At 65.3% G+C, this 19,014-nt stretch carries 18 protein-coding genes; 6 read left to right on the plus strand and 12 right to left on the minus strand.

Going from position 1 to position 19,014, the window contains the following annotated elements; all coding sequences use genetic code 11:
- Positions 1-65: 65 nt before the first annotated feature.
- Both IF809_RS01550 and IF809_RS01555 read left to right on the plus strand, forming a co-directional pair.
- On the plus strand, positions 66-1,070 hold the full coding sequence (locus IF809_RS01550; RefSeq protein WP_462836725.1) for a quinone oxidoreductase family protein: 1,005 nt from the start codon (positions 66-68) through the stop codon (positions 1,068-1,070).
- Positions 1,071-1,072: 2 nt separating this feature from the next.
- Entirely contained in the window at positions 1,073-2,128 is a 1,056-nt protein-coding gene (locus IF809_RS01555; RefSeq protein ID WP_462836649.1) for a YeeE/YedE family protein, read from the plus strand.
- On the opposite strand, the gene IF809_RS01560 is transcribed toward IF809_RS01555, so the two are convergent.
- Entirely contained in the window at positions 2,107-3,024 is a 918-nt protein-coding gene (locus IF809_RS01560; protein WP_462836650.1) for a DMT family transporter, read from the minus strand. The genes IF809_RS01555 and IF809_RS01560 overlap by 22 nt on opposite strands.
- A gap of 100 nt (positions 3,025-3,124) precedes the next feature.
- On the opposite strand from IF809_RS01560, the gene pdxR reads away from it, so the two are divergent.
- Positions 3,125-4,555, plus strand: coding sequence for a MocR-like pyridoxine biosynthesis transcription factor PdxR (gene pdxR / locus IF809_RS01565; RefSeq protein WP_462836726.1), 1,431 nt, complete (start codon positions 3,125-3,127; stop codon positions 4,553-4,555).
- 4 nt (positions 4,556-4,559) lie between these two features.
- Here pdxR and IF809_RS01570 read toward each other — a convergent pair whose 3' ends face one another.
- From IF809_RS01570 to IF809_RS01590, 5 genes are read right to left on the minus strand one after another with little or no spacing between them, the layout of a single operon-like run.
- Complete coding sequence (locus tag IF809_RS01570) at positions 4,560-5,783, minus strand: bifunctional alpha/beta hydrolase/OsmC family protein (RefSeq protein WP_462836651.1); 1,224 nt, start codon at positions 5,781-5,783, stop codon at positions 4,560-4,562.
- A gap of 23 nt (positions 5,784-5,806) precedes the next feature.
- A complete protein-coding gene (locus IF809_RS01575) occupies positions 5,807-6,466 on the minus strand; it encodes a sulfite oxidase-like oxidoreductase (protein WP_462836652.1) in 660 nt (219 codons plus the stop codon).
- Positions 6,467-6,484: 18 nt separating this feature from the next.
- Entirely contained in the window at positions 6,485-7,807 is a 1,323-nt protein-coding gene (locus tag IF809_RS01580) for an MFS transporter (RefSeq protein WP_128967469.1), read from the minus strand.
- A gap of 29 nt (positions 7,808-7,836) precedes the next feature.
- Positions 7,837-9,060 (minus strand): cytochrome P450, encoded by a 1,224-nt coding sequence (locus IF809_RS01585; protein ID WP_453992101.1) that lies wholly within the window; start codon positions 9,058-9,060, stop codon positions 7,837-7,839.
- A gap of 60 nt (positions 9,061-9,120) precedes the next feature.
- Positions 9,121-9,330, minus strand: coding sequence for a ferredoxin (locus IF809_RS01590; protein ID WP_453979803.1), 210 nt, complete (start codon positions 9,328-9,330; stop codon positions 9,121-9,123).
- Between the two features lie 148 nt (positions 9,331-9,478).
- Here IF809_RS01590 and IF809_RS01595 point away from each other — a divergent pair, with 148 nt between their 5' ends.
- A complete protein-coding gene (locus tag IF809_RS01595) occupies positions 9,479-10,126 on the plus strand; it encodes a TetR/AcrR family transcriptional regulator (protein WP_462836653.1) in 648 nt (215 codons plus the stop codon).
- On the opposite strand, the gene IF809_RS01600 is transcribed toward IF809_RS01595, so the two are convergent.
- The 4 genes from IF809_RS01600 to IF809_RS01615 all read right to left on the minus strand — a co-directional run bounded on the left by IF809_RS01600 (position 10,123) and on the right by IF809_RS01615 (position 14,170).
- The gene (locus IF809_RS01600) at positions 10,123-10,761 is read right to left on the minus strand and encodes an aspartate/glutamate racemase family protein (protein ID WP_462836654.1); all 639 of its coding nucleotides are present in this window, start codon (positions 10,759-10,761) and stop codon (positions 10,123-10,125) included. The two genes, IF809_RS01595 and IF809_RS01600, sit on opposite strands and share 4 nt — an antisense overlap.
- A gap of 158 nt (positions 10,762-10,919) precedes the next feature.
- Positions 10,920-11,933 (minus strand): amino acid ABC transporter substrate-binding protein, encoded by a 1,014-nt coding sequence (locus tag IF809_RS01605; protein WP_453992097.1) that lies wholly within the window; start codon positions 11,931-11,933, stop codon positions 10,920-10,922.
- A gap of 12 nt (positions 11,934-11,945) precedes the next feature.
- Positions 11,946-13,295: an aspartate aminotransferase family protein gene (locus IF809_RS01610; RefSeq protein WP_462836655.1), complete on the minus strand. Its 1,350-nt coding sequence runs from the start codon at positions 13,293-13,295 to the stop codon at positions 11,946-11,948.
- Positions 13,296-13,297: 2 nt separating this feature from the next.
- Complete coding sequence (locus IF809_RS01615) at positions 13,298-14,170, minus strand: MurR/RpiR family transcriptional regulator (protein ID WP_128967462.1); 873 nt, start codon at positions 14,168-14,170, stop codon at positions 13,298-13,300.
- 87 nt (positions 14,171-14,257) lie between these two features.
- On the opposite strand from IF809_RS01615, the gene IF809_RS01620 reads away from it, so the two are divergent.
- Both IF809_RS01620 and IF809_RS01625 read left to right on the plus strand, forming a co-directional pair.
- Positions 14,258-15,442, plus strand: coding sequence for an amino acid ABC transporter permease (locus IF809_RS01620; RefSeq protein ID WP_462836656.1), 1,185 nt, complete (start codon positions 14,258-14,260; stop codon positions 15,440-15,442).
- A 2-nt stretch (positions 15,443-15,444) separates the two neighbouring features.
- Positions 15,445-16,551 carry an amino acid ABC transporter permease gene (locus tag IF809_RS01625; RefSeq protein WP_462836657.1) on the plus strand — a complete coding sequence of 369 codons (1,107 nt, stop codon included), beginning with the start codon at positions 15,445-15,447 and terminating at the stop codon, positions 16,549-16,551.
- 144 nt (positions 16,552-16,695) lie between these two features.
- On the opposite strand, the gene IF809_RS01630 is transcribed toward IF809_RS01625, so the two are convergent.
- Both IF809_RS01630 and IF809_RS01635 read right to left on the minus strand, forming a co-directional pair.
- A complete protein-coding gene (locus IF809_RS01630) occupies positions 16,696-18,111 on the minus strand; it encodes an amidase (RefSeq protein WP_462836658.1) in 1,416 nt (471 codons plus the stop codon).
- Between the two features lie 45 nt (positions 18,112-18,156).
- A complete protein-coding gene (locus IF809_RS01635; protein WP_462836659.1) occupies positions 18,157-18,933 on the minus strand; it encodes an SDR family oxidoreductase in 777 nt (258 codons plus the stop codon).
- Positions 18,934-19,014: the final 81 nt, after the last annotated feature.

Here is a 19,014-nt window from a genome sequence, read left to right on the forward strand (position 1 = left end):
CTTGACGGATTGACTCGACCGGCCCCAGAGGCGACAAGGCCCGCGAGAAATCGCGGGCCTTGTCCATGTCATCAGCCGATCCCAAAACCGTCGAGGCGCGCTGCGTTCGCCTCACTGCCAAGGCCGAGAACGCCGCCGCGGTCGCGCCGGTCGTGGAGCATCACACGCTGATGCGCGGTCCCAATGATCTGCTGATCGAGGTCAAGGCCGCGTCCGTCAATCCGTCCGACATCAAGGCCGCGACCGGCCTGATGCCCTATGCCGTCTTCCCCCGCACGCCCGGCCGCGACTACGCCGGCGTCGTGATCGACGGGCCCGCCGGCACGATCGGTCACGACGTGTTCGGTTCCTCCGGGGATCTTGGCATTCGCCGCGACGGCACCCACGCCAGCCATCTCGTTGTCGAAGCGGATGCGGTGGTGGAGAAGCCGAAGGGATTGTCATGGGAAGAGGCCGCCGGAATCGGCGTGCCGTTCGTGACGGCCATGGAAGGCTTTCGTCGCGCTGGCGTTCCAAAGCGCGGCGAAACCGTTCTGGTGTTCGGCGTCAACGGCAAGGTCGGCCAGGCTGCGGTGCAGATCGCGACCTGGCAGGGCGCGCGCGTCATCGGCGTGGTGCGCAAGGCCGAAGCCTATGCGGGCCACGCCAATGCGCCGATCGAGGTGATCGACGCCTCGGCCGCCGATGTTGCCGCGCGCGTGCGCGAACTCACAGGCGGCAAGGGCGCCGACATCGTCTTCAACACGGTCGGCGATCCCTATTTCCAGGTGGCGCACAAGTCGCTCGCGTTGCGCGGCCGCCAGATCCTGATCGCCGCGATCGACCGCATCGTGCAATTCAACATCCTCGAATTCTATCGGGGACAGCATACCTATGTCGGCATCGACACGCTCGGCCTGTCCTCGGCAGCGACCGGTGCGGTGCTGCGCGATCTCGGCCCAGGCTTTGCGAGCGGGCACTTGAGGCCGTTCCCCATCAAGGCGAGCGCGATCTATCCGCTTGAGCGGGCGAAGGAGGCGTATGTTGCGGTCGCCGGCTCGTCGCGGGATCGCGTGATCCTGAAGCCATAGTCATGGACTCGACCCAACTCGTCATCCTTGCCGGCCTCGTCATTGGCCTGGTCTACGGCTCCGTCGGCCTGCTCAGCGGCTTCTGCCTGATGAGCAGCATGCGCGGCTGGCTGGGGCAGGGCGACGGGCGGCTGGTGCGGAGCTATGCGCTGGCGCTCGCAGTTGCAATCGCGGCCAGCCAGTTCCTCGCCGGCGAGGGTATGGTGGATCTCGGCAAGTCGATCTACCTGCAACCAACCTTCTCGATGCCGGTGCTGTTCCTCGGCGGACTCCTGTTCGGTTACGGGATGGTGCTGTCGAACGGTTGTGGCTCGCGCGCGCTGGTGCTGCTCGGCCGCGGTAATCTCCGCTCGTTCATCGTTGTCATCGTCCTTGCGATTGCCGCGCAGATGACACTCAAGGGCCTGATCGCGCCGGCGCGCATCGCGCTGGTGCAGGCAACGCAGGCGACCGTCAGCATGAACACGCTGCCGTCCTTGCTGGCGACGCTGGGTCTGACGGAAGCGCTCTCGCGCATGCTGGCTGCGGCCGTGATCGTGCTCGCGTTGATCCTGTTCGCTTTCGCGCATGCGGGGTTCCGCCGCTCGCCGGGCCAGATCGCGGCGGGCGTCATTGTGGGTCTCCTCGTCGCCGGAGGCTGGTACGTGACCGGCTATCTTGGCGCCGACGACTTCAATCCGGTGCCGGTGACCTCGCTCACCTTCATCGCGCCGATCGCCGACAGCCTGCAATACGCCATGCTCTCGACCGGCCTGACGCTGAATTTCGGCATCGCGACCGTTGGCGGGGTCTTCGCCGGCAGTCTGGCGACTGCGATCCTGACGGGCCGTTTCCACCTCGAAGGCTATTCCTCGCCGCGCCACATGTTGCGCTCGGCCGGTGGCGCCGCTCTGATGGGGATCGGCGGCGTGATGGCATTCGGCTGCTCGATCGGGCAGGGGCTCACCGGCATGTCGACGCTTGCGGCGGGCTCGTTCATCGCGGTCGCCGGCATTCTGCTCGGCACGACGGCAGGCCTGCGTGGCGCGTTGCGGGTTCAGCCGCTCGCGGTCGCCTGACGGCGCAGCAACCGGTCACCCAGCGTCGCAAGACCAATGCCGGTGACGATCAACGCGGCCGCGATGCCAAGGCTGATGTCGATCGGCTCACCCAGCAGGATCGCGGCGGTGGCAATGCCGACGAGCGGCGTCGCCGTGGTGCCGAGCGAGGTCGTCAGCGCCGAGATGCTCTTGTTGACCATCGACATCGCCCAATAGGCCAGTGCCGTCCCGATCAGGCCGGAGTACAGAAACAGCAGCACGAGCCGCCACGACCATTCCGCGCGCGGCAGCCCATCCGCGGCCAGCGCCGATCCCGTCAGGACGATGGTCGCGACCAGCACCTGCCAGATCAGGAGCTGCAGTGGAGATGCGATCCAGCGGTGCGCACGGATATAGATGATGTTCGCGGCCCAGGAGATCGCGGCCAGGATGACCATGCCGGCGCCGAGCAGGACGTTGGCATTGGTCCAGTCGATGGACGTCGGGTTCAGGATCACGGCAAGGCCGACCAGCCCGAGCAGGGCGCCGGCGAGCTTTGGCGCCGTCAGCGTATCTTTCCCGAGCATGGGCGCCGCGATCGCGACCCAGAGCGGCGTGGTGTAGCCAAGCACGATGGCCTTGCTGGCGGGCAGGAAGCGCACACCGGCCGCCACCAGCACCGAGAAAACCGTCATGTGCAGCAGCGCCACGCTCAAGATCACGGGAACGTCGCGCCGCTCCGGGATCACAAGATTGTTGCTCAGGGCAAGGATCACGAACAAGCCGGCCAGCGCGATCCAGCTCCGGATCGCCGAGGTCCACAGCGGCGGAAGAAACTGGACGAGCTGCTTCGTCACCGACCAGTTCACGCCCCAGGCCACGACGACGATGAGAAACAGGCCGACGGCAGTGCGGGGAGAGAGGGAGGAGTTCATCGCAGGGTCCTTGAAGCAGTCCGGTCCGGCGGATAGCATCCGCGCTGGCTCCTGAAAAAGATCCAGATGTGAAAGGAACAAGGTGCCAGTTTCGGACGACATGATCTCCGCGCTGATCGATTTGAAGCGAGCCGGCGACGACGGGCTGGTCGCGCAACTGACGAGCCAGCTGCGCAGCCTGATCGCAGCCGGGCGCCTTGCCAAAGGCCGCGCGCTGCCGTCGAGCCGACGGCTCGCGAGCGACCTTGGCGTCTCGCGCAACACCGTCACCTACGCGTTCGAGCAGCTCGCCGCCGAGGGATATCTCGCGGCATCGCACGGCCGGCGTCCGGTGGTGACGGTCGACGGCGGCGAGCGCATCAAGGGAGCGGGCGCCACGGCTTCACGCGGTCGCGCGGCCAAGCCGCAGCTCTCGCCCTGGGCCGCGAAGCTCAAGCAGACCGACTGGCCGATGTCCTATCAGGCGTCGCTCAGGCCGCTCCGTCCGGGGCATGGAGATTTCAGGGAGTTTCCGGACGAGATCTGGGCGCGCTGCCTGCGCCGCAGTGCGTTGCGCGCCGCCAAACGCGAGCTTGGTCCGATCAACCGCATCCGCCTGTGCGAGGCGCTGGCGCATTATCTGGCGACCAGCAGGGGCGTTCGCGCCACCGCGGACCAGATCATGATCCTGCCGAGCGCGCAGGCCGCGCTGACCCTGATCGCATCTGTCCTCATCGCGCCGGGCGACGAGGTCTGGGTCGAGGATCCCGGCTATCCCGGCGCCGCAGCCGCCTTCCGCGCCTCCGGCGCGCATGTGACGGGCATGAGGCTCGACGAGCAGGGCATGCTGAGGACGCCGGGATTGGCTGCGCCCAAGCTCATCTTCATGACGCCATCGCACCAGCACCCGACCGGGCGGCTGATGTCCCTGGCGCGCCGCACCGAGTTTCTCCGGTCGAGCAAGCCGGGCAAGACCTGGATCGTGGAAGACGATTATGACGGTGAATTCCATTACGACAGCCGTCCGGTGCCGGCGTTGCAAGGGCTGGATGCCCATGGCCGCGTGTTCTATGTCGGCACCTTCTCGAAGGCGATGACGTCGGATATCCGGCTCGGCTATCTCGTTGTTCCCTCGGCGCTTGTCGGCACATTCGAGATCGCGCAGCGGCATATCGGGCTGGTCGCGTCCAGCCATATCCAGGAGGCGCTCGCCGAGTTCATCGCCGACGGCCATTTCCTCGCGCATCTGCGTCGGGTGCGCCGGCTCTATCACGCGAGGCGCGATCATCTGGCCGAGGGACTGGCACGGCATCTCGGTGATGTCCTCACGGTCGAGGTGCCATCGGGCGGCATCCAGCTCGTCGCTCGCCTCAAGCGCGGCCGCGCAGATCAGGCCGCAGTGAAGCGGTTGGTCGACGCAGGTGTCGAGACGCGCGCCCTGTCCAGCCTGGCGCTCGGCAAGCCGCGCGATCATGGCCTGCTGCTCGGCTTTGCGGCCTGGCGCGAGAACGAGATCAGCGCAGCGCTGCGGACGATGGCCTCGTGCTTCTAGCGCGCTAGTCCACGGCCTTGGTGACGATGCGGATCTCCGACGTCAGCGTCCGGTGCACCGGGCACTTGTCGGCGATCTCCATCAGCTTCTTTCGCTGCTCGGCATCCAGCGCGCCGTCCATCGCGATGTCGCGCTCGATCTGGTCGAGCATGCCGTCGCGCGTCTCGCACTCCGCGCAGTCCTTGGCGTAGATCTTGGAATGCTTCAGCGTGACCGTGACGCGGTCGAGCGGCAGCGACTTGCGGTCCGCATAGAGGCGCATCGTCATGGAGGTGCAGGCGCCGAGACCGGCCAGCAGGAAGTCATAGGGACCGGGACCGGCATCCTCGCCGCCGGCAGCTTTCGGTTCGTCCGCCACCAGATGATGCGGACCGACGGTGATGATCTGGTTGAACTTGCTCTTGCCGGACTCCCGCACCACAACCTTGCGCGGCTGTTCGGGAAGGTCCATCGCATTCGAAGGGCTTGCCGTGTCGATGTAACGGCTCGCCCAGGCGGCGATCACATCGGCCGCATAGAGTGCGTCGGCGGGCTTGGTCAGCAGATGATCGGCATGGTCGAGCGAGACGAAGCTCTTCGGATGTTTCGCCGCAACGAAGATCCCTGTGGCATTGTCGATGCCGACGGTGTCGTCGACAGGCGAGTGCATCACCAGCAGCGCCTTATGCAGTCCCGTGATGTCCTTCATCAGCTCGTGTTCGGCGATGTCGTCGAGAAATTCGCGCCTGATCCGGAACGGCCGTCCTGCGAGCGAGACCTCGACTTCCCCCTGGGCGCGGATGTCGTCGAGATGTTCTTTGAAGAGGCCAGTGACGTGCGCGGGATCAGAAGGCGCCGCGATGGTCGCAACCGCCTTGGCTTCCGGAATATGTCCGGCCGCCGCCAGGATCGCGGCGCCGCCCAGGCTGTGGCCGATCAGGATCGACGGGGCTTTGCGGACGCTGCGCAGATGATCGGCCGCCCGCACGAGATCGGCGACGTTGGAGGAGAACGTCGAATTGGCGAAATCGCCTTCGCTGGAGCCGAGGCCCGTGAAGTCGAAGCGCAGCACCGCGATGCCCTTGGCGGCAAGCGCAACCGAGATGCGCTTTGCGGCGAGGGCATCCTTGCCGCAGGTGAAGCAGTGCGCGAACAGCGCGTAAGCCGCGGGCTCGCCATCCGGCAGCTCCAGCGCGGCCGCGAGCTGATGGCCGCCCTCGCCGGTGAATTGAAAGCGTTCGGTGGGCATGAGCTTCCCCGTGCTTGTTTGATTCAATCGCCTGAATAGCGCTGCTCGGCCCAGGGATCGCCGCGGTTATGATAGCCGCGGACTTCCCAGAAGCCTGGCGCGTCTTCGGTCAGGAACTCGATGGCCTGGAGCCATTTGGCGCTCTTCCAGAAATACAGATGCGGCACGACGAGCCTGACAGGGCCGCCGTGCTCATCCGACAGCGGTTGGCCCGACCAGCTATGGGCGAGCAGCGCGTCTTCGGCAGCAAAGTCTTCCAGCGCGAGGTTGGTGGTGTAGCCGTCGTAGGAATGCAGTACGACGAAGCGCGCATCCTCGTGCGGCTGGCAGGCCGCGAGCAGCTCGCGCGTCGCAAGTCCCTCCCATTCATTGTCGTAGCGCGACCACGTCGTGACGCAATGGATGTCGGAGGTGAACCGGTCCTGCTTCTGCGCGGCGAATTCGGCAAAGGTCCAGAACACCGGCTTCTCGACCGCGCCATAGACGTCGAGCCGCCAACGCCCGCGCGAGACGGGTGGCACGACGCCGAGATCGAGCACCGGCCAGTCCTTGGTGAGATGCTGGCCGGGCGGCAGGCGCTGATCCTCCGGACGCGTGAGCTTGCCGGTGAGGAAGCGGCCTTCGCGCGCCCATTTCTCCTTGGTGCGCGTCAGCTTGCTGTTGGATGGCGTTTCGTCGGCCATGTTCTGCTCGTGAATGGGCTACTCGTGGCGATGCATCGCCGAGGCGTGCTTGGTGTCGCGCATCGAAGAATAGATGATCAGCGACAGGCAGATGATTCCGGCAAGATAGTAATAGAACCATTCCTCGTGCTTGATGGTCTTGAAATAAAGCGCGATGGCCGGTGCCGTTCCGCCGAAGATCGAAACGGTGATGGCGTAGGGCAGGCCGACGCCGAGCGCGCGGACATTGGTCGGGAACAGTTCGGCCTTCACCACCGCATTGATCGAGGTGTAGCCGGCGACGAAGAGCCAGGCGCAGCAGATCAGGATGAAGGCCATGAAGGGCGACTTGGTCTCCTTCAGCGTCATCAGCAGCGGTACGGTCGCGAGTGTGCCGGCGACGCCGAAGAAGATCAACAGCGGCTTGCGGCCGATCTTGTCGGAGATCGCGCCGTAGATCGGCTGGAGGATGGTCGCGAAGATCAGCGTGCCGAAGATCACGAAGGTGGTCTGATCTTCGGTCAGGCCGACCGAAAGCTTGACGAAGGTCTGCATGTAGGTGGTGAAGGTATAGAACGCTGCGGTGCCGCCGGCGGTGAGGCCGACCACCAGCAGCAGCTCGCGCGGATAACGCAGCAGATTGGTGATCGAGCCGGTCGGCTTCACCACCTTCTTGGCTTCCTCGAACGCCTCGGTCTCGTGGAGGCCCTGCCGCATCACGGCGGCAAAGATCGCAAGGGCCGCGCCGATCGCGAACGGGATGCGCCAGCCCCAGGCCTTGAGTTCCTCGGGCGTGAGGAAAACCTTTTGCAGCAGCAAAAGCACGATGATCGCGGTGAGCTGGCCGCCGATCAGCGTGACGTATTGAAAGCTCGAATAGAAGCCGCGATGCTTGGGATCGGCGACCTCGCTGAGATAGGTGGCGCTGGCGCCATATTCGCCGCCGAGGCTCAGGCCCTCGATCACCCGGGCCAGGGCCAGGATCACCGGCGCGGCAAAGCCGATCGTGGCATAGGTCGGCGTCAGTGCGATGATCAGCGAGCCGAAGCACATGAACACGACCGACAGGGTCAGCGAGATGCGGCGGCCGAAATGGTCGGCGAGATAGCCGAAGAACCAGCCGCCCAGCGGGCGCATCAGGAACGTCGCGGCGAACACCACGGCGGCGTTCAATTGCTGGACGACGGGGTCGTTGCCGGGGAAGAAGGCCGGGGCGAAATAGAGCGCGAACGCCGTATAGGCGTAAAAATCGTACCACTCGACGAGATTGCCGATCGAGCCGATGAAGATCGCCTTGATCCGCCGCCTGGCGTCAGCGAGATCGATGTGGTCGGAGGCCGGGTGGGTTGCTTGCTCTGACACGTCCGGCCTCTCCCTTGATTTGAGAAGGCCTACATCGCCTTTCCGAGCAGAAATGGCAACTGGCGGGGACCTCGCACCGTGCCTTGGGACCAGGTCACCGTGCCTGCCGGATCCAGCCGGAAGTCCGGAATCCGCTTCAGCCATTCCTCCAGGGCAATCTGCATCTCCATGCGCGCCAGGTTGGAACCGACGCAGCGGTGAATGCCGAGGCCAAAGGCGGCATGGCGGTTCTCCCTGCGGTCGATCACGACCTTGTCGGCATCCGGAAATACCTTGGGATCGCGGTTGGCGGCCGGGAAGGACAGCAGCACCATGTTGCCCGCCTTGACCGGGCAGCCCGAAATCGTGGTCTCCTGGACCACCTCGCGCGCCATCGTCACCGGCGAATAGGCGCGAAGCAGCTCCTCCACGGCCGTCGGCATCAGCTCGGGTTCGGCGATCAGCCGCTCGCGGTCTACCGGCGTCCGGGCGAGATGCCAGAGCGAGGAACCGATCGCGCTCCAGGTGGTGTCGATGCCCGCGATCAGGAGCAACCGCAGCGAGCCCAGCACGTGGGAATCCTCGAGCGGGTTGCCTTCCTTGTCCTTGGCGTTCATCAGGTAGGAGATCAGATCGTCGGTCGGCTTGTTCTTGCGGGCCTCGATATGAGCAATGAAATAGGCGCTCATCTCCTGCACGGCCTGGAGCAGCTTGCTCTCGTCCTTGATGCCGAGCTCGAGGATCATGTGGATCCACTTGATGAAGAGATCGCTGTCGCTCTCGGGGATGCCGAGCATATGCGCGATGGCCTGAACCGGGATGTATTTGCTGTAACGCGCCGCCGCGTCGACCTTGCCGTCCGCGATGAACCCGTCGATCAGCTCGTTGCAGATCGCGCGCATCCGTGGTTCCAGCTTCTTCATGGCATCCGGCGTGAACGGCGGGAGCAGCAATTGCTTGGCGGGCTTGTGCTCAGGCGGATCGGATGTGATGGGTGGGGCGGCATTCCTGCTGGTGATCTCCGGCCGGACGTCGCGCACGATGATGCGACGCGAGGAGAAATGCTTGGTGTCGTTGGCGATCTCACGTACCGCTTCATAAGTCGTGGGCATATAGCAGCCCAGAAAGCGTTCGGTATGCACCACGGGGCTTGCGGCGCGCATCTCGTCCCAGATCGGGAAGGGATCTTTCGTCCATTGCGGATCGGTGTGGTCGAAGTCGTTGACCCAGTCGGTCACAGGCGGATGGGCGGCAGGCTGGCTGACGTCGGACATCTCGAGAAAATCCCTTGGCTCGTGTTCGGTGAAGGCGCGCGGAGCGCGCGCAGGGCCGCGCTACTCCTCGATCACATCGATTGCGATTTCCGGGCAATTGGCCTTGGCAAGCCAGGCCTTGTCTTCGAGGCCGGGTGGAACGGTGCCGTCGCCCGCTTCGTGAGCGTTGCCGTATTCGTCGAGCTCGAACAGCTCCGGCGCGAGCGCCTTGCAGCGTGCGTGGCCCTGGCATTTGTCGGGATCGACGTGAACCCTCAGTCGCTCTGTCATGGCGGCTCCCTTGGTCGTATGCGCGACCCCGAAAGGTGGCGCGTTCCCCATATGAGTTTTATCCGCGGCTTTGGTCGCGAAGTTATATGCTATTACATTAGCGCCGGGCTTCCCCTGTCAAGCGCAAACTTATAGGCTTCGCCGCGACATGCGCTCACAAGTTGCTCGTAAGGCCGGAAACACCTACCACCATGGCGATCTCCGCGACGCCTTGATCAAGGCTGCGTTGCGCGAGGCGGAGCAGGGCGGGGCTGAAGCCATCAGCATCAAGGCGCTGGCAAAGCAGGTCGGCGTTTCGCAGCCGGCGCCCTACCGGCATTTCGCCGATCGCGACGCATTGCTTGCCGCGGTCACGGCAGAAGCCTTCCGGCAGTTCAGCGCGATGTTGCGCGCGGCGATGGCAAAGCCGTCGAAGCAATCGAAGCTCTCGCGCCTGGCGCAGGCAACGCTCGATTTTGGCCTGCGCCGCAACGGCATCTATCGTTTGATGTTCGCCTCGCGGACGGTGTCATGCGCCGCCAAGGGCAGCGAGTTGCACGAGGCTACGCGCGAGACATTTGCGCTCGTGATCGAAGCGTTGGACGCGCCTGCGGTCGGCTTCTTGCGCGAGCGGCAGGCGCTGAAGGTCTGGGCGGCGCTGCACGGCGTGGTGATGCTCGCCGAGCAGGGCCTGTTCACCGGCGAGGCGGCGCATGCCACGCGCGAAGAACTGGTCGAGGATTTCGTGAACGAGACGAAAGCCGCCCTTGCGGTCGCGATCAAGGACGCGCGGCGCCAGAAACAGGCAGGCGCTTAAGCCGCTGCCTTCAGGAGGCGCATCAGCTTCTCGACCGCGCTGTCCGGCGTCGTCACGACGGGCCGACCTGTAGCCTTCGCGACCAGCGGCGCCGTCGATGCGATGCTGAACTGAGCGAGCGCGATGACGTCGCAATCGTGCAGGTCCCTGGACGCCTCGACAATCAGCCGGTCATGTGTGGCGCGGTCGCCTCGATCCAGTGCGGCTAGCGCGCCCTCGACGAGTTTCGGCACGATCCGGACGGAGGCCGGAAACTCCGGCGGCATCGAGACCAGCGTCGGCGGAAAGGTCGAGAGCAGGCCGATGCGCTTGCCCATCGTCACCGCCCGTTCGATCATCGCTTCGTTCGGCTTCAGCACCGGCATCGGCGCATGGGCCCGCGCAACCGCCTCGATGCAGGGACCGAAAGCCGAACAGGTGAACAGGATCGCATTAGCTCCGGTCGCCGCCGCATAGTCGCCGAGCGCGAGAAAGCGCTCGGTCATGGCGTCGTTGAGCCTGCCATCGCGCGCCAGGTCCGCCGACAGGCTGTCGTCGAGCAGGTTCATCAAGCGCGCCTCCGGCCATGCGGCCGCGAACGCCGCCTCGATCGGAGCGATGGAGTGTTTGAGAGCGTGGATCAGGGCGATGCGCATGGGGATGCCTGTTCTCCCTCTCCCCGCTTGCGGGGAGAGGGTCGGGGTGAGGGGGGAGTCTCCGCGGAGACGGTGAGAGTTGAATCCGCGGAGAGTTCCCCTCACCCGACGCGCGTTGCGCGTCGACCTCTCCCCGCAAGCGGAGAGAGGTGAAGTCGCTACTTGAACGGCAGCGCGTACATCAAGCCGCCCTTGCTCCAGAGGCCGTTGAGGCCACGCTCGAGCTTGAGCGGGCTCGCCTTGCCGACATTGCGCTCGTAGATCTCGCCGTAATTGCCGGTGGCCTTGATCGCCGCGACCAGCCATTTGTTGTCCAGACCGAGCCGCGAGCCGAGATCGCCGGAGGCGCCCAGCAACCGCTGGATCGCTGGTGTCTGCGACTTCGCCATCTCGTCGACATTGGCTTGCGTCACACCGAGCTCTTCGGCTTCGATCAGGCCATAATGCAGCCAGGTGATGATGTCGCTCCAGACCTCGTCACCGTTGCGGGTGAACGGTCCAAGCGGTTCCTTGCTGATGGTCTGCGGCAGCACGACATAATCGGCCGGGTTCGGCGCTGCGGTGGTGACGGCGCCGGCGAGCGCGGAGGCGTCCTGGGTCATCGCATCGCAGCGGCCGCCGAAGAAGGTCTGGTACATGGTGTCGACGCGGTCGAACACCAGCGGCTTCCAGTCGATGCCGTTGGCGCGGCCGTAATCGCCGAGCGTAACTTCGTGTGTCGTGCCCTGCGCGACGCAAACGGTGGCGCCTTTGAGGTCCTTGAGATCCTTCACGCCGAGATCCTTCTTCACGACAAAGCCCTGGCCGTCGTAGAAGTTGATCGGACCTTGGCGCAGACCCAGGGTGACGCCGCGCAAATAGGTCTGCGTCGAGTTGCGGTAGAGCACGTCGATCTCGCCGGACTGCAGCGCGGTGAAGCGGTTCTGCGCGGTTAGTGCCACGTAGCGCACCTTGTTGGGATCCCCCAACACGCCGGCTGCCAGTGCACGGCAATAGTCGACGTCGAGACCCTTGTAATTGCCTTGCGAGTCCGGTGCCGAGAAGCCGGCAAAGCCGGCGCTGACACCGCACACCAGCGTGCCGCGGCTCTTGACCGTGTCGAGCGTCGCCGCTTGCGCGGCTATTGCTGATGCCGCGAGTACGCCCGCGGCGATTGCCACTTTCCTCATCATGCAACTCTCCCCTCAGTGATTGACACTACGCACTACGTTGTCGACGGCCGTGCCGAGCTTGTCGACGATCTGATCAATCTCGTCAGCTGACGCAATATAAGGCGGCGCCAGCAGCACATGATCGCCGCGGACGCCGTCCACGGTCCCGCCGCCGGGATAGCAGCCGAGCCCGTTGGCGAACGCCTCAGCCTTGATCTTCTGATGAAGCTTGAGCGCCGGATCGAACGAGGTCCGGCTGGCGCGATCGGCCACGAGCTCGATCGCCCAGAACAGGCCGCGGCCCCTGATGTCGCCGACATGACGATGATTGCCGAAACGTTCGGTGAGCCGCTGCTCGAGCTGCTTGCCTCGCTCTTTGACACGGTCGAGCAGGCGATCCTCGCGGATCACGTTCTGCACCGCGAGCGCCGCCGCACAGGCGAGCGGATGCGCGAGATAAGTATGACCGTGCTGGAACGCGCCCGAGCCCGAGCGGATGGTGTCGATGATCTTGCCGCTCGCAAGCATCGCCCCGATCGGCTGGTAACCGCCGCCGAGCCCCTTTGCGATGGCCTGAATGTCCGGCGTGATGCCCTCCTGCTGCCAGGCATGCGTGGTGCCGGTACGGCCCATGCCGCACATGACCTCATCGAGGATGAGCAGTGCGCCATGGCGGTCGCAGATCTCGCGGACCGCCTTGAAGTAGCCCTCCGGCGCGGTCACAGCTCCGGCGGTGGCGCCGACCACGGGTTCGGCCAGAAATGCGGCGATGGTGTCCGCGCCAAGTCGCTGAAACTCGGCTTCGAGCTCCGCGGCGAGGCGTGCCACGAACTGCGCATCGGATTCGCCATCATGCTTCTCGTGATAGGCGAAGGCCGGAGTCACATGGCTGAAGGCGGACGAGAGCAGCGGTGCATAGGGTGCGCGGCGCCAGGCATTGCCGCCGGCGGCGAGCGCACCGAGCGTGTTGCCATGATAGCTCTGCCGCCGCGCGATGAAGTGCTGCCGCTGCGGCTCGCCGCGCTCGATGAAATATTGCCGAGCCAGCTTGATGCCGGCTTCGATCGCTTCCGATCCTCCGCTGACGAAATAGGCGTAGGCAAGACCGCCCGGCTCTTGGCCAACCAGAGTCTCCGCGAGCGCCTCGGCCGGCTCGGACGAGAAGAAGGCGGTGTGAGCGTAGGCGAGGGTCGAGGCTTGCTTCACCATTGCGGCGATCACGCGCGGATGCTGATGGCCGAGACAGGAGACCGCCGCGCCGCCGGACGCATCGATGATACGGCGCCCGTCCTCGGCAAAGAGATAAACGCCCTCGCCGCCGACGGCCTTGGGCGGCGTCTCCCGTAACGAGCGATGAAGCACGCGGCTGGTGCGGATGCTCATGGTCAATCTCTTTCTGAGACGTAGGTGGAAGCCGCGGCGAGCCGGGCTTCAGTGTCCTGAAGGCGCTTCCTGGCAGCGGCGCCGCCGAGCGAGAACGTCACCGCGGCCAGCGATTGCGCGATCGCGAGCGCGCCGGTGAGGCTCGGGAAGAAGCCCGGCGAGGAGGCCGCCTCGAACAGCAACACATGATCGGCGCCTTCGGCCATCGGCGCGGTGACGCTATCCGCGATCGCGATCAGCGTCGCGCCGGCGTGATAGGCGGCCTGTGCGACGCGGACGCTGGCATTTGTATAGGGCATGAAGCCGATGACGATCACGGCCTCGCCGGGGCGGAATGCGCCGAGATCGAGATCGTCGGGGCCGGAGGCGCCGACGATCTGCACCTGTTCGGGGCGGAACAGCCGGAGCTCGTAGTTGAGCAATTCCGCGACGCTGCGACAGCTGCGATAGCCGGCGATCCAGATCCGTCGTGCGTCGTGGAGGCCGCGGGCTGCGTCCGCGATGGCGTGAGCCGAGATGCGCGGCAAGCCGGCGGCCTCGGCCTCGAGCTTGTCGGTGATGAGGGTGACGTCCGCGTTCGGGCCGTGGCGGCGACCTTTCGCGCGCGCCGAGAAGGGCGAGGCCTGCGACGGTCGCCGGGCCTCGGTCAGCGCGGCACGCAACTCGTCCCAGCCGGAATAGCCGATCGCCTTTGCAAGGCGGGTGAAGGCGGCGGGATCGGCGCCGGCTTCCGCGGCGAGATCGCGCATCGAGCGGGTGGTGGCGTCGTAATCGTTGGCGGCGACGAAACGTCCGACCTCCTGCAACCGCAGGGGAAGCGAGGGCAGCGCGATGCGGAGTTCGCTTAAGGGAGAGGATTTCGCCGACACAGCCATGAAACATTTGTTGCATGGCTTCGGATTTGATGCAACACTTGATGCGCGCCGCCGGAAATCGTTGTTCTCGGGAAGGATTTTTGTGCTGTGACCTCGGATGTTCGCAGGCCGCCGCGCCGCAGCTTTTTCGGCGCGCTCGGCCCCAACGAATTGAAGGGCCTGTTCTGGCAGGTCCTGGTGGTCGGCATCGCGGTTGCCGTCGTCCTCTTCCTCTGGTCCAACACCGTCACCAACCTCTCGGCCCGTCGCATCACCACGGGCTTTGCCTTTCTCGGCCGAGAGGCCGGAATGCCGATCGCCGACAGCCTGCTGACGTATAATCCGAGAGACACTTATCTCTGGGCGTTTGTCGTCGGCGTCGCCAATACGCTGCGGGTCGCGGTGATCGGCATCGTGCTTGCGACCATTCTGGGGACGCTGATCGGGATTTCGCGATTGTCGGCGAACTGGCTGCTGTCGCGGCTGGCCGCGGTCTATGTCGAAGTCCTGCGCGACATCCCGCTGCTGCTTCAATTGCTGTTCTGGTACGTGCTGATGCAGGCGCTGCCGGCCGCGCGCGCGGCGTGGCGGCCGGTCGAGGGCGTGTTCCTCTCCAATCGCGGCCTGATCCTGCCGGCGATCCCGGTTGGCTCGTCGCAACTCCGGGTGCTCGGCACGGCCGTGCTGGGCTGCGCTGCATTCTTTGTCATCAGGCGATGGCTGGTCGCCCAGCAGATGCGCGACGGCAAGCCGCGGCCAGCCTGGCCCTTTGCGCTCGGCCTCATCGTCGTGCTGCCGGCGGCGGTGTCGCTGCTGTTCGGTGTGCCCTGGAAGATCGAATGGCCTGAGTTGCGCGGCTTCAACTTCGTCGGGGGGCTGACCCTCGCGCCGGAATATTTCGCGCTGCTGATCGCGCTCGTCACCTACACCTCCGCCTTCATCGCCGAGATCGTGCGCAGCGGCATCCAGTCGGTGCCGCGCGGGCAATGGGATGCCGCCAGCGCGCTCGGGCTGCGCCGCAGCTTCATGCTGCGACAGATCATCCTGCCGCAGGCACTGCGCGTGATCGTGCCGCCCATGACGAGCCAGTATCTCAATTTGACCAAGAACTCCTCGCTCGCGGTCGCGATCGGCTACCAGGACGTGGTCTCGATCGCCAACACGACACTGAACCAGACCGGGCAGGCGATCGAGGCGATCTCGCTGATCATGGCCGTCTTTCTCACCATCAGCCTTGGGATCAGCTTCTTCATGAACTGGTACAACGCGCGCATCGCGCTGGCGGAGCGTTGAGCATGACTGTTATCACCGACATGCCGGACGTACCGCGTGCGGCTCGCCGTCCGCAAATCGGCAATCCGGTGCTGCGCTGGTTGCGCGCCAATCTGTTCTCGTCGATTCCCAACGGCATCCTCACCCTTGTTTTGCTGGCGGTGCTGGCAAAAGGGGTGATCGGCTTCGCGCAATGGGGCATCGCCAACGCGGTGTGGCTCACGCCGGCGAATGATTCGGCAGCCTGCAAGGCGGTACGGGGCCTCGGCGCCTGCTGGGCGATCATTCCGGAAAAATACCGTTTCATATTGTTCGGCACATATCCCTTTGACGAGCAGTGGCGGCCGGCGTTGTCGGTCGTGCTGTTCATCGCGCTGTTCTATCTTTCCACGCGGCGCGCGCTCTGGCGGCGCGAGCTCGGCTTCATCTGGATCGGCGCGCTCGCGCTGATCAGCGTGCTGATGTGGGGCGGCGTGTTCGGGCTCTCCTTCGTCTCGCAGGACCGATGGGGTGGATTGCCGGTGACGCTGATCCTGGCGACGTTCGGTTTGGCGTTCGGTTTTCCGCTGGGCATTCTGGTCGCGCTCGGCCGGCGCTCCAAGCTGCCGGCGATCCGTTCGCTCTCGGTGCTTTATGTCGAACTGATCCGCGGCGTGCCGCTCGTGAGCCTCCTGTTCATGGCGAGCGTGATGTTTCCGCTGTTCATGCCGGCCGGATTCAACATCGACAAGCTGCTGCGTGCGCAGATCGCGATCATCCTGTTCGCGGGCGCTTATCTGGCGGAAGTCATCCGCGGCGGCCTTCAGGCCGTGCCACGCGGGCAATATGAGGCCGCCGACGCGCTCGGACTGTCCTACTGGCGCAAGCACCGGCTGGTGGTACTGCCGCAGGCGATCCGCCACGTCATTCCGCCGCTGGTCAATACCTTCATCGCCTTCTTCAAGGACACCAGCCTGGTACTGATCATCGGCATCTTCGACCTGCTGACGACGGCGAAGACCGCGATCATCGATCCGGCCTGGCAGCAGTTCTCGGTCGAGGTCTACATCTTCGTCGCTGCGATCTATTTCGCCTTTTGCTTTGCGATGTCGCGCTATAGCCGCAGTCTGGAGGCGACGAGCAGGAGGTGAGGTCTCGTGTCCCGGACAAGGTGCGGCGCGCAAGCGCTGCGCCGCAGAGCAGGGACCCAGAGCTGCACGGGAGGCCTCGGGGGAGACGGGCCCCTGCAGCACACCGCGAAGCCGCGCTGCGCTGCATCCGGGGCAGGAGGGCGACTACTTCACGCGCGGATCGATCGGCGTCTGACCGCGCAGGCCCAGAATGTCCTCCAGCACTTTGGCGCCCGCGATCACCTGCGCATCCGCGCGCGGGGCGCCGACCACCTGCACGCCGACCGGCAGGCCCGAAGCCGTGAAACCGCAGGGCAGCGACAGCGACGGGCAGCAGGCGAGCGTGATGGCGTAGACGATGCCGAGCCATTCGATGTAATTGTCGAACCGCTTGCCGGCGCATTCGGCGACATAGCGCTGCTCGATCGGGAAGGGCGGCACGATCGTCGTCGGCGTCAGCAGCAGATCGTAGGTCTTGAAGAACTCGATCGCGCGCGCGGTCATGCCGACGCGCTGGGCCTCGGCGCGCGCGAGCTGCTCGACGGTGAGCTTGAGGCCTTCCTCGATGTTCCAGATCACTTCGGGCTTGAGCAAATCGCGCTTGGTGCGCAGCAGATTGGCCTTGGTGATCGCGAAATCGAAGGCGCGCAGCACATGGAAGCATTCATGCGCCTCGCGCCAGTCCGGATGGGCCTCCTCGACGATCACTCCGGCCTCCGCGAAACGTTCGGCGGCCTTGCGCGTGATCGCCTTCACCTCGGGATCGACAGGCGTGATGCCGAGATCGGGCGAATAGGCGATGCGCTTCGGCTTCTTGCCGGACTGCGCCGCCGACAGGAAGGAGGTGGCAGGCGCCGGCAGCGACAGCGGATCGTCTGCATAGTCGCCGCTCATGGCGTCCAGCAGCAGCGCGAGGTCCTCGACATTGCGGGCCATCGGTCCGGCGACGCCGAGATTGCGGTCGATGGCGGATTTGGGGGTATGTGCGACGCGGCCGATGCTCGGCCGCATGCCGACGATGCCGCAGAAGGCCGCGGGGCTGCGCAAGGAGCCACCCATGTCCGAGCCCTGCGCGAGCCAGGCCATGCCGGTGGCGAGCGCCACCGCGGCACCGCCGGAGGAGCCGGCCGCAGACTTGGTCGTATCCCAGGGGTTGAGCGTCGCGCCGAACACTTCGTTGAAGGTGTTTGCGCCGGCGCCGAACTCGGGCGTGTTGGATTTGGCATAGACCACCGCGCCGTTGGCCTCGAGGTTCTCGACCATGAGATCGGATGTCGCCGGGATGTTGTCCTTGAAGATCGGCGAACCTTGCGTGTTCAGCACGCCCGCGACGTCGGTCAGATCCTTGATCGGCAGCGGCAGGCCGGCGAGCAGGCCGCGCGCGCCGGCCGGTTTCCGCATCAGGGCTGTCGCGTTGGCCCGGGCCCGGTCGAAGCACAGCGTCGGCAGCGCGTTGACCTTGCCGTCGACCTCCTTGACGCGCTTCTCCACCACATCCAGCAATTCGAGTGGGGAAACGTCGCCGGAGCGCAAGATGTCGACGACGGCGCAGGCGGTTTCGCGGATCAGGTCTTGAGACAAGTATTTGACTCCTAGCTCACTCTTGCTTCGCAATGACGAAAGAAACTAACCCCAGCCGGCGCTGATGCCGCCGTCCAACGTGTAGATCACGCCGGACGTGTAGCCGGCACGGTCCGAAGCCAGGAAGGCCATGAGGTCGCCGATCTCGCGCGCATGCGCGGGGCGGCCGAGCGGCAGGCCTTTCTGGAATTCCTTGTACCGGCTCTCGTCGCCGAACTGGTGCTTGGCCCGCGTCTTCAGCAGGGTGACGTGACGGTCCGTGCCGACGGGGCCCGGATTGATGCCGACCACGCGGATGTTGTCTGCGAGGCTTTTGCCCCCGAGCGCGCGTGTGAAGGCCATCAGCGCGGCATTGCCGGCGCTGCCGCAGATGTAGTTGGCGTCGAATTTTTCGCCGGCGGCACCGATGTCGTTGACGATGACGCCGCCGCCCCTGGCCTTCATCTGCGCATAGATATGCCGCGTGAGGTTGATGTAGCCGAACACTTTCAAGTCCCACGCGTGTCGCCAGGTGGCTTCGTCGATCTTGTCGATGGAGCCGCCGGGAATGTCGCCGGCATTGTTGACGAGCACGTCGATGTCGGAGGCTTCCTTGGCGAGCCGCGCGACGTCCTCGGTCCTGCGCAGATCCACGATGCTCGTCGCAGCGTCGATCTGGTGCGCCGAACGAAGGCGGTCGGCCAGGGCCTTGAGCTGATCGCCACGGCGCGCGGCGAGCAGGAGGTTTGCGCCTTCCTCGGCAAAGGCCTCGGCAGCGGCTGCCCCAATGCCCTTGGATGCGCCCGTGATCAGGACGCGCTTGCCACGCAGATGCAGATCCATGTGAGGTACTCGCAGGAGAGGAACAGGATGAAATCAGTAGGCGCTCGGCTGCGCCATGGTCAACATTGCAGTGCAGCGTTG

This window comes from Bradyrhizobium sp. UFLA06-24 (assembly GCF_054967145.1).

Excerpts from the sequence above, each read along its gene's own strand:
- IF809_RS01550 (WP_462836725.1), top strand. The coding sequence starts at position 66 with ATGTCATCAGCCGATCCCAAAACCGTCGAGGCGCGCTGCGTTCGCCTC.
- IF809_RS01555 (WP_462836649.1), top strand. The coding sequence starts at position 1,073 with ATGGACTCGACCCAACTCGTCATCCTTGCCGGCCTCGTCATTGGCCTG.
- IF809_RS01560 (WP_462836650.1), bottom strand. The coding sequence starts at position 3,024 with ATGAACTCCTCCCTCTCTCCCCGCACTGCCGTCGGCCTGTTTCTCATC.
- pdxR (WP_462836726.1), top strand. The coding sequence starts at position 3,125 with ATGATCTCCGCGCTGATCGATTTGAAGCGAGCCGGCGACGACGGGCTG.
- IF809_RS01570 (WP_462836651.1), bottom strand. The coding sequence starts at position 5,783 with ATGCCCACCGAACGCTTTCAATTCACCGGCGAGGGCGGCCATCAGCTC.
- IF809_RS01575 (WP_462836652.1), bottom strand. The coding sequence starts at position 6,466 with ATGGCCGACGAAACGCCATCCAACAGCAAGCTGACGCGCACCAAGGAG.
- IF809_RS01585 (WP_453992101.1), bottom strand. The coding sequence starts at position 9,060 with ATGTCCGACGTCAGCCAGCCTGCCGCCCATCCGCCTGTGACCGACTGG.
- IF809_RS01590 (WP_453979803.1), bottom strand. The coding sequence starts at position 9,330 with ATGACAGAGCGACTGAGGGTTCACGTCGATCCCGACAAATGCCAGGGC.
- IF809_RS01595 (WP_462836653.1), top strand. The coding sequence starts at position 9,479 with ATGCGCTCACAAGTTGCTCGTAAGGCCGGAAACACCTACCACCATGGC.
- IF809_RS01600 (WP_462836654.1), bottom strand. The coding sequence starts at position 10,761 with ATGCGCATCGCCCTGATCCACGCTCTCAAACACTCCATCGCTCCGATC.
- IF809_RS01605 (WP_453992097.1), bottom strand. The coding sequence starts at position 11,933 with ATGATGAGGAAAGTGGCAATCGCCGCGGGCGTACTCGCGGCATCAGCA.
- IF809_RS01610 (WP_462836655.1), bottom strand. The coding sequence starts at position 13,295 with ATGAGCATCCGCACCAGCCGCGTGCTTCATCGCTCGTTACGGGAGACG.
- IF809_RS01615 (WP_128967462.1), bottom strand. The coding sequence starts at position 14,170 with ATGGCTGTGTCGGCGAAATCCTCTCCCTTAAGCGAACTCCGCATCGCG.
- IF809_RS01625 (WP_462836657.1), top strand. The coding sequence starts at position 15,445 with ATGACTGTTATCACCGACATGCCGGACGTACCGCGTGCGGCTCGCCGT.
- IF809_RS01635 (WP_462836659.1), bottom strand. The coding sequence starts at position 18,933 with ATGGATCTGCATCTGCGTGGCAAGCGCGTCCTGATCACGGGCGCATCC.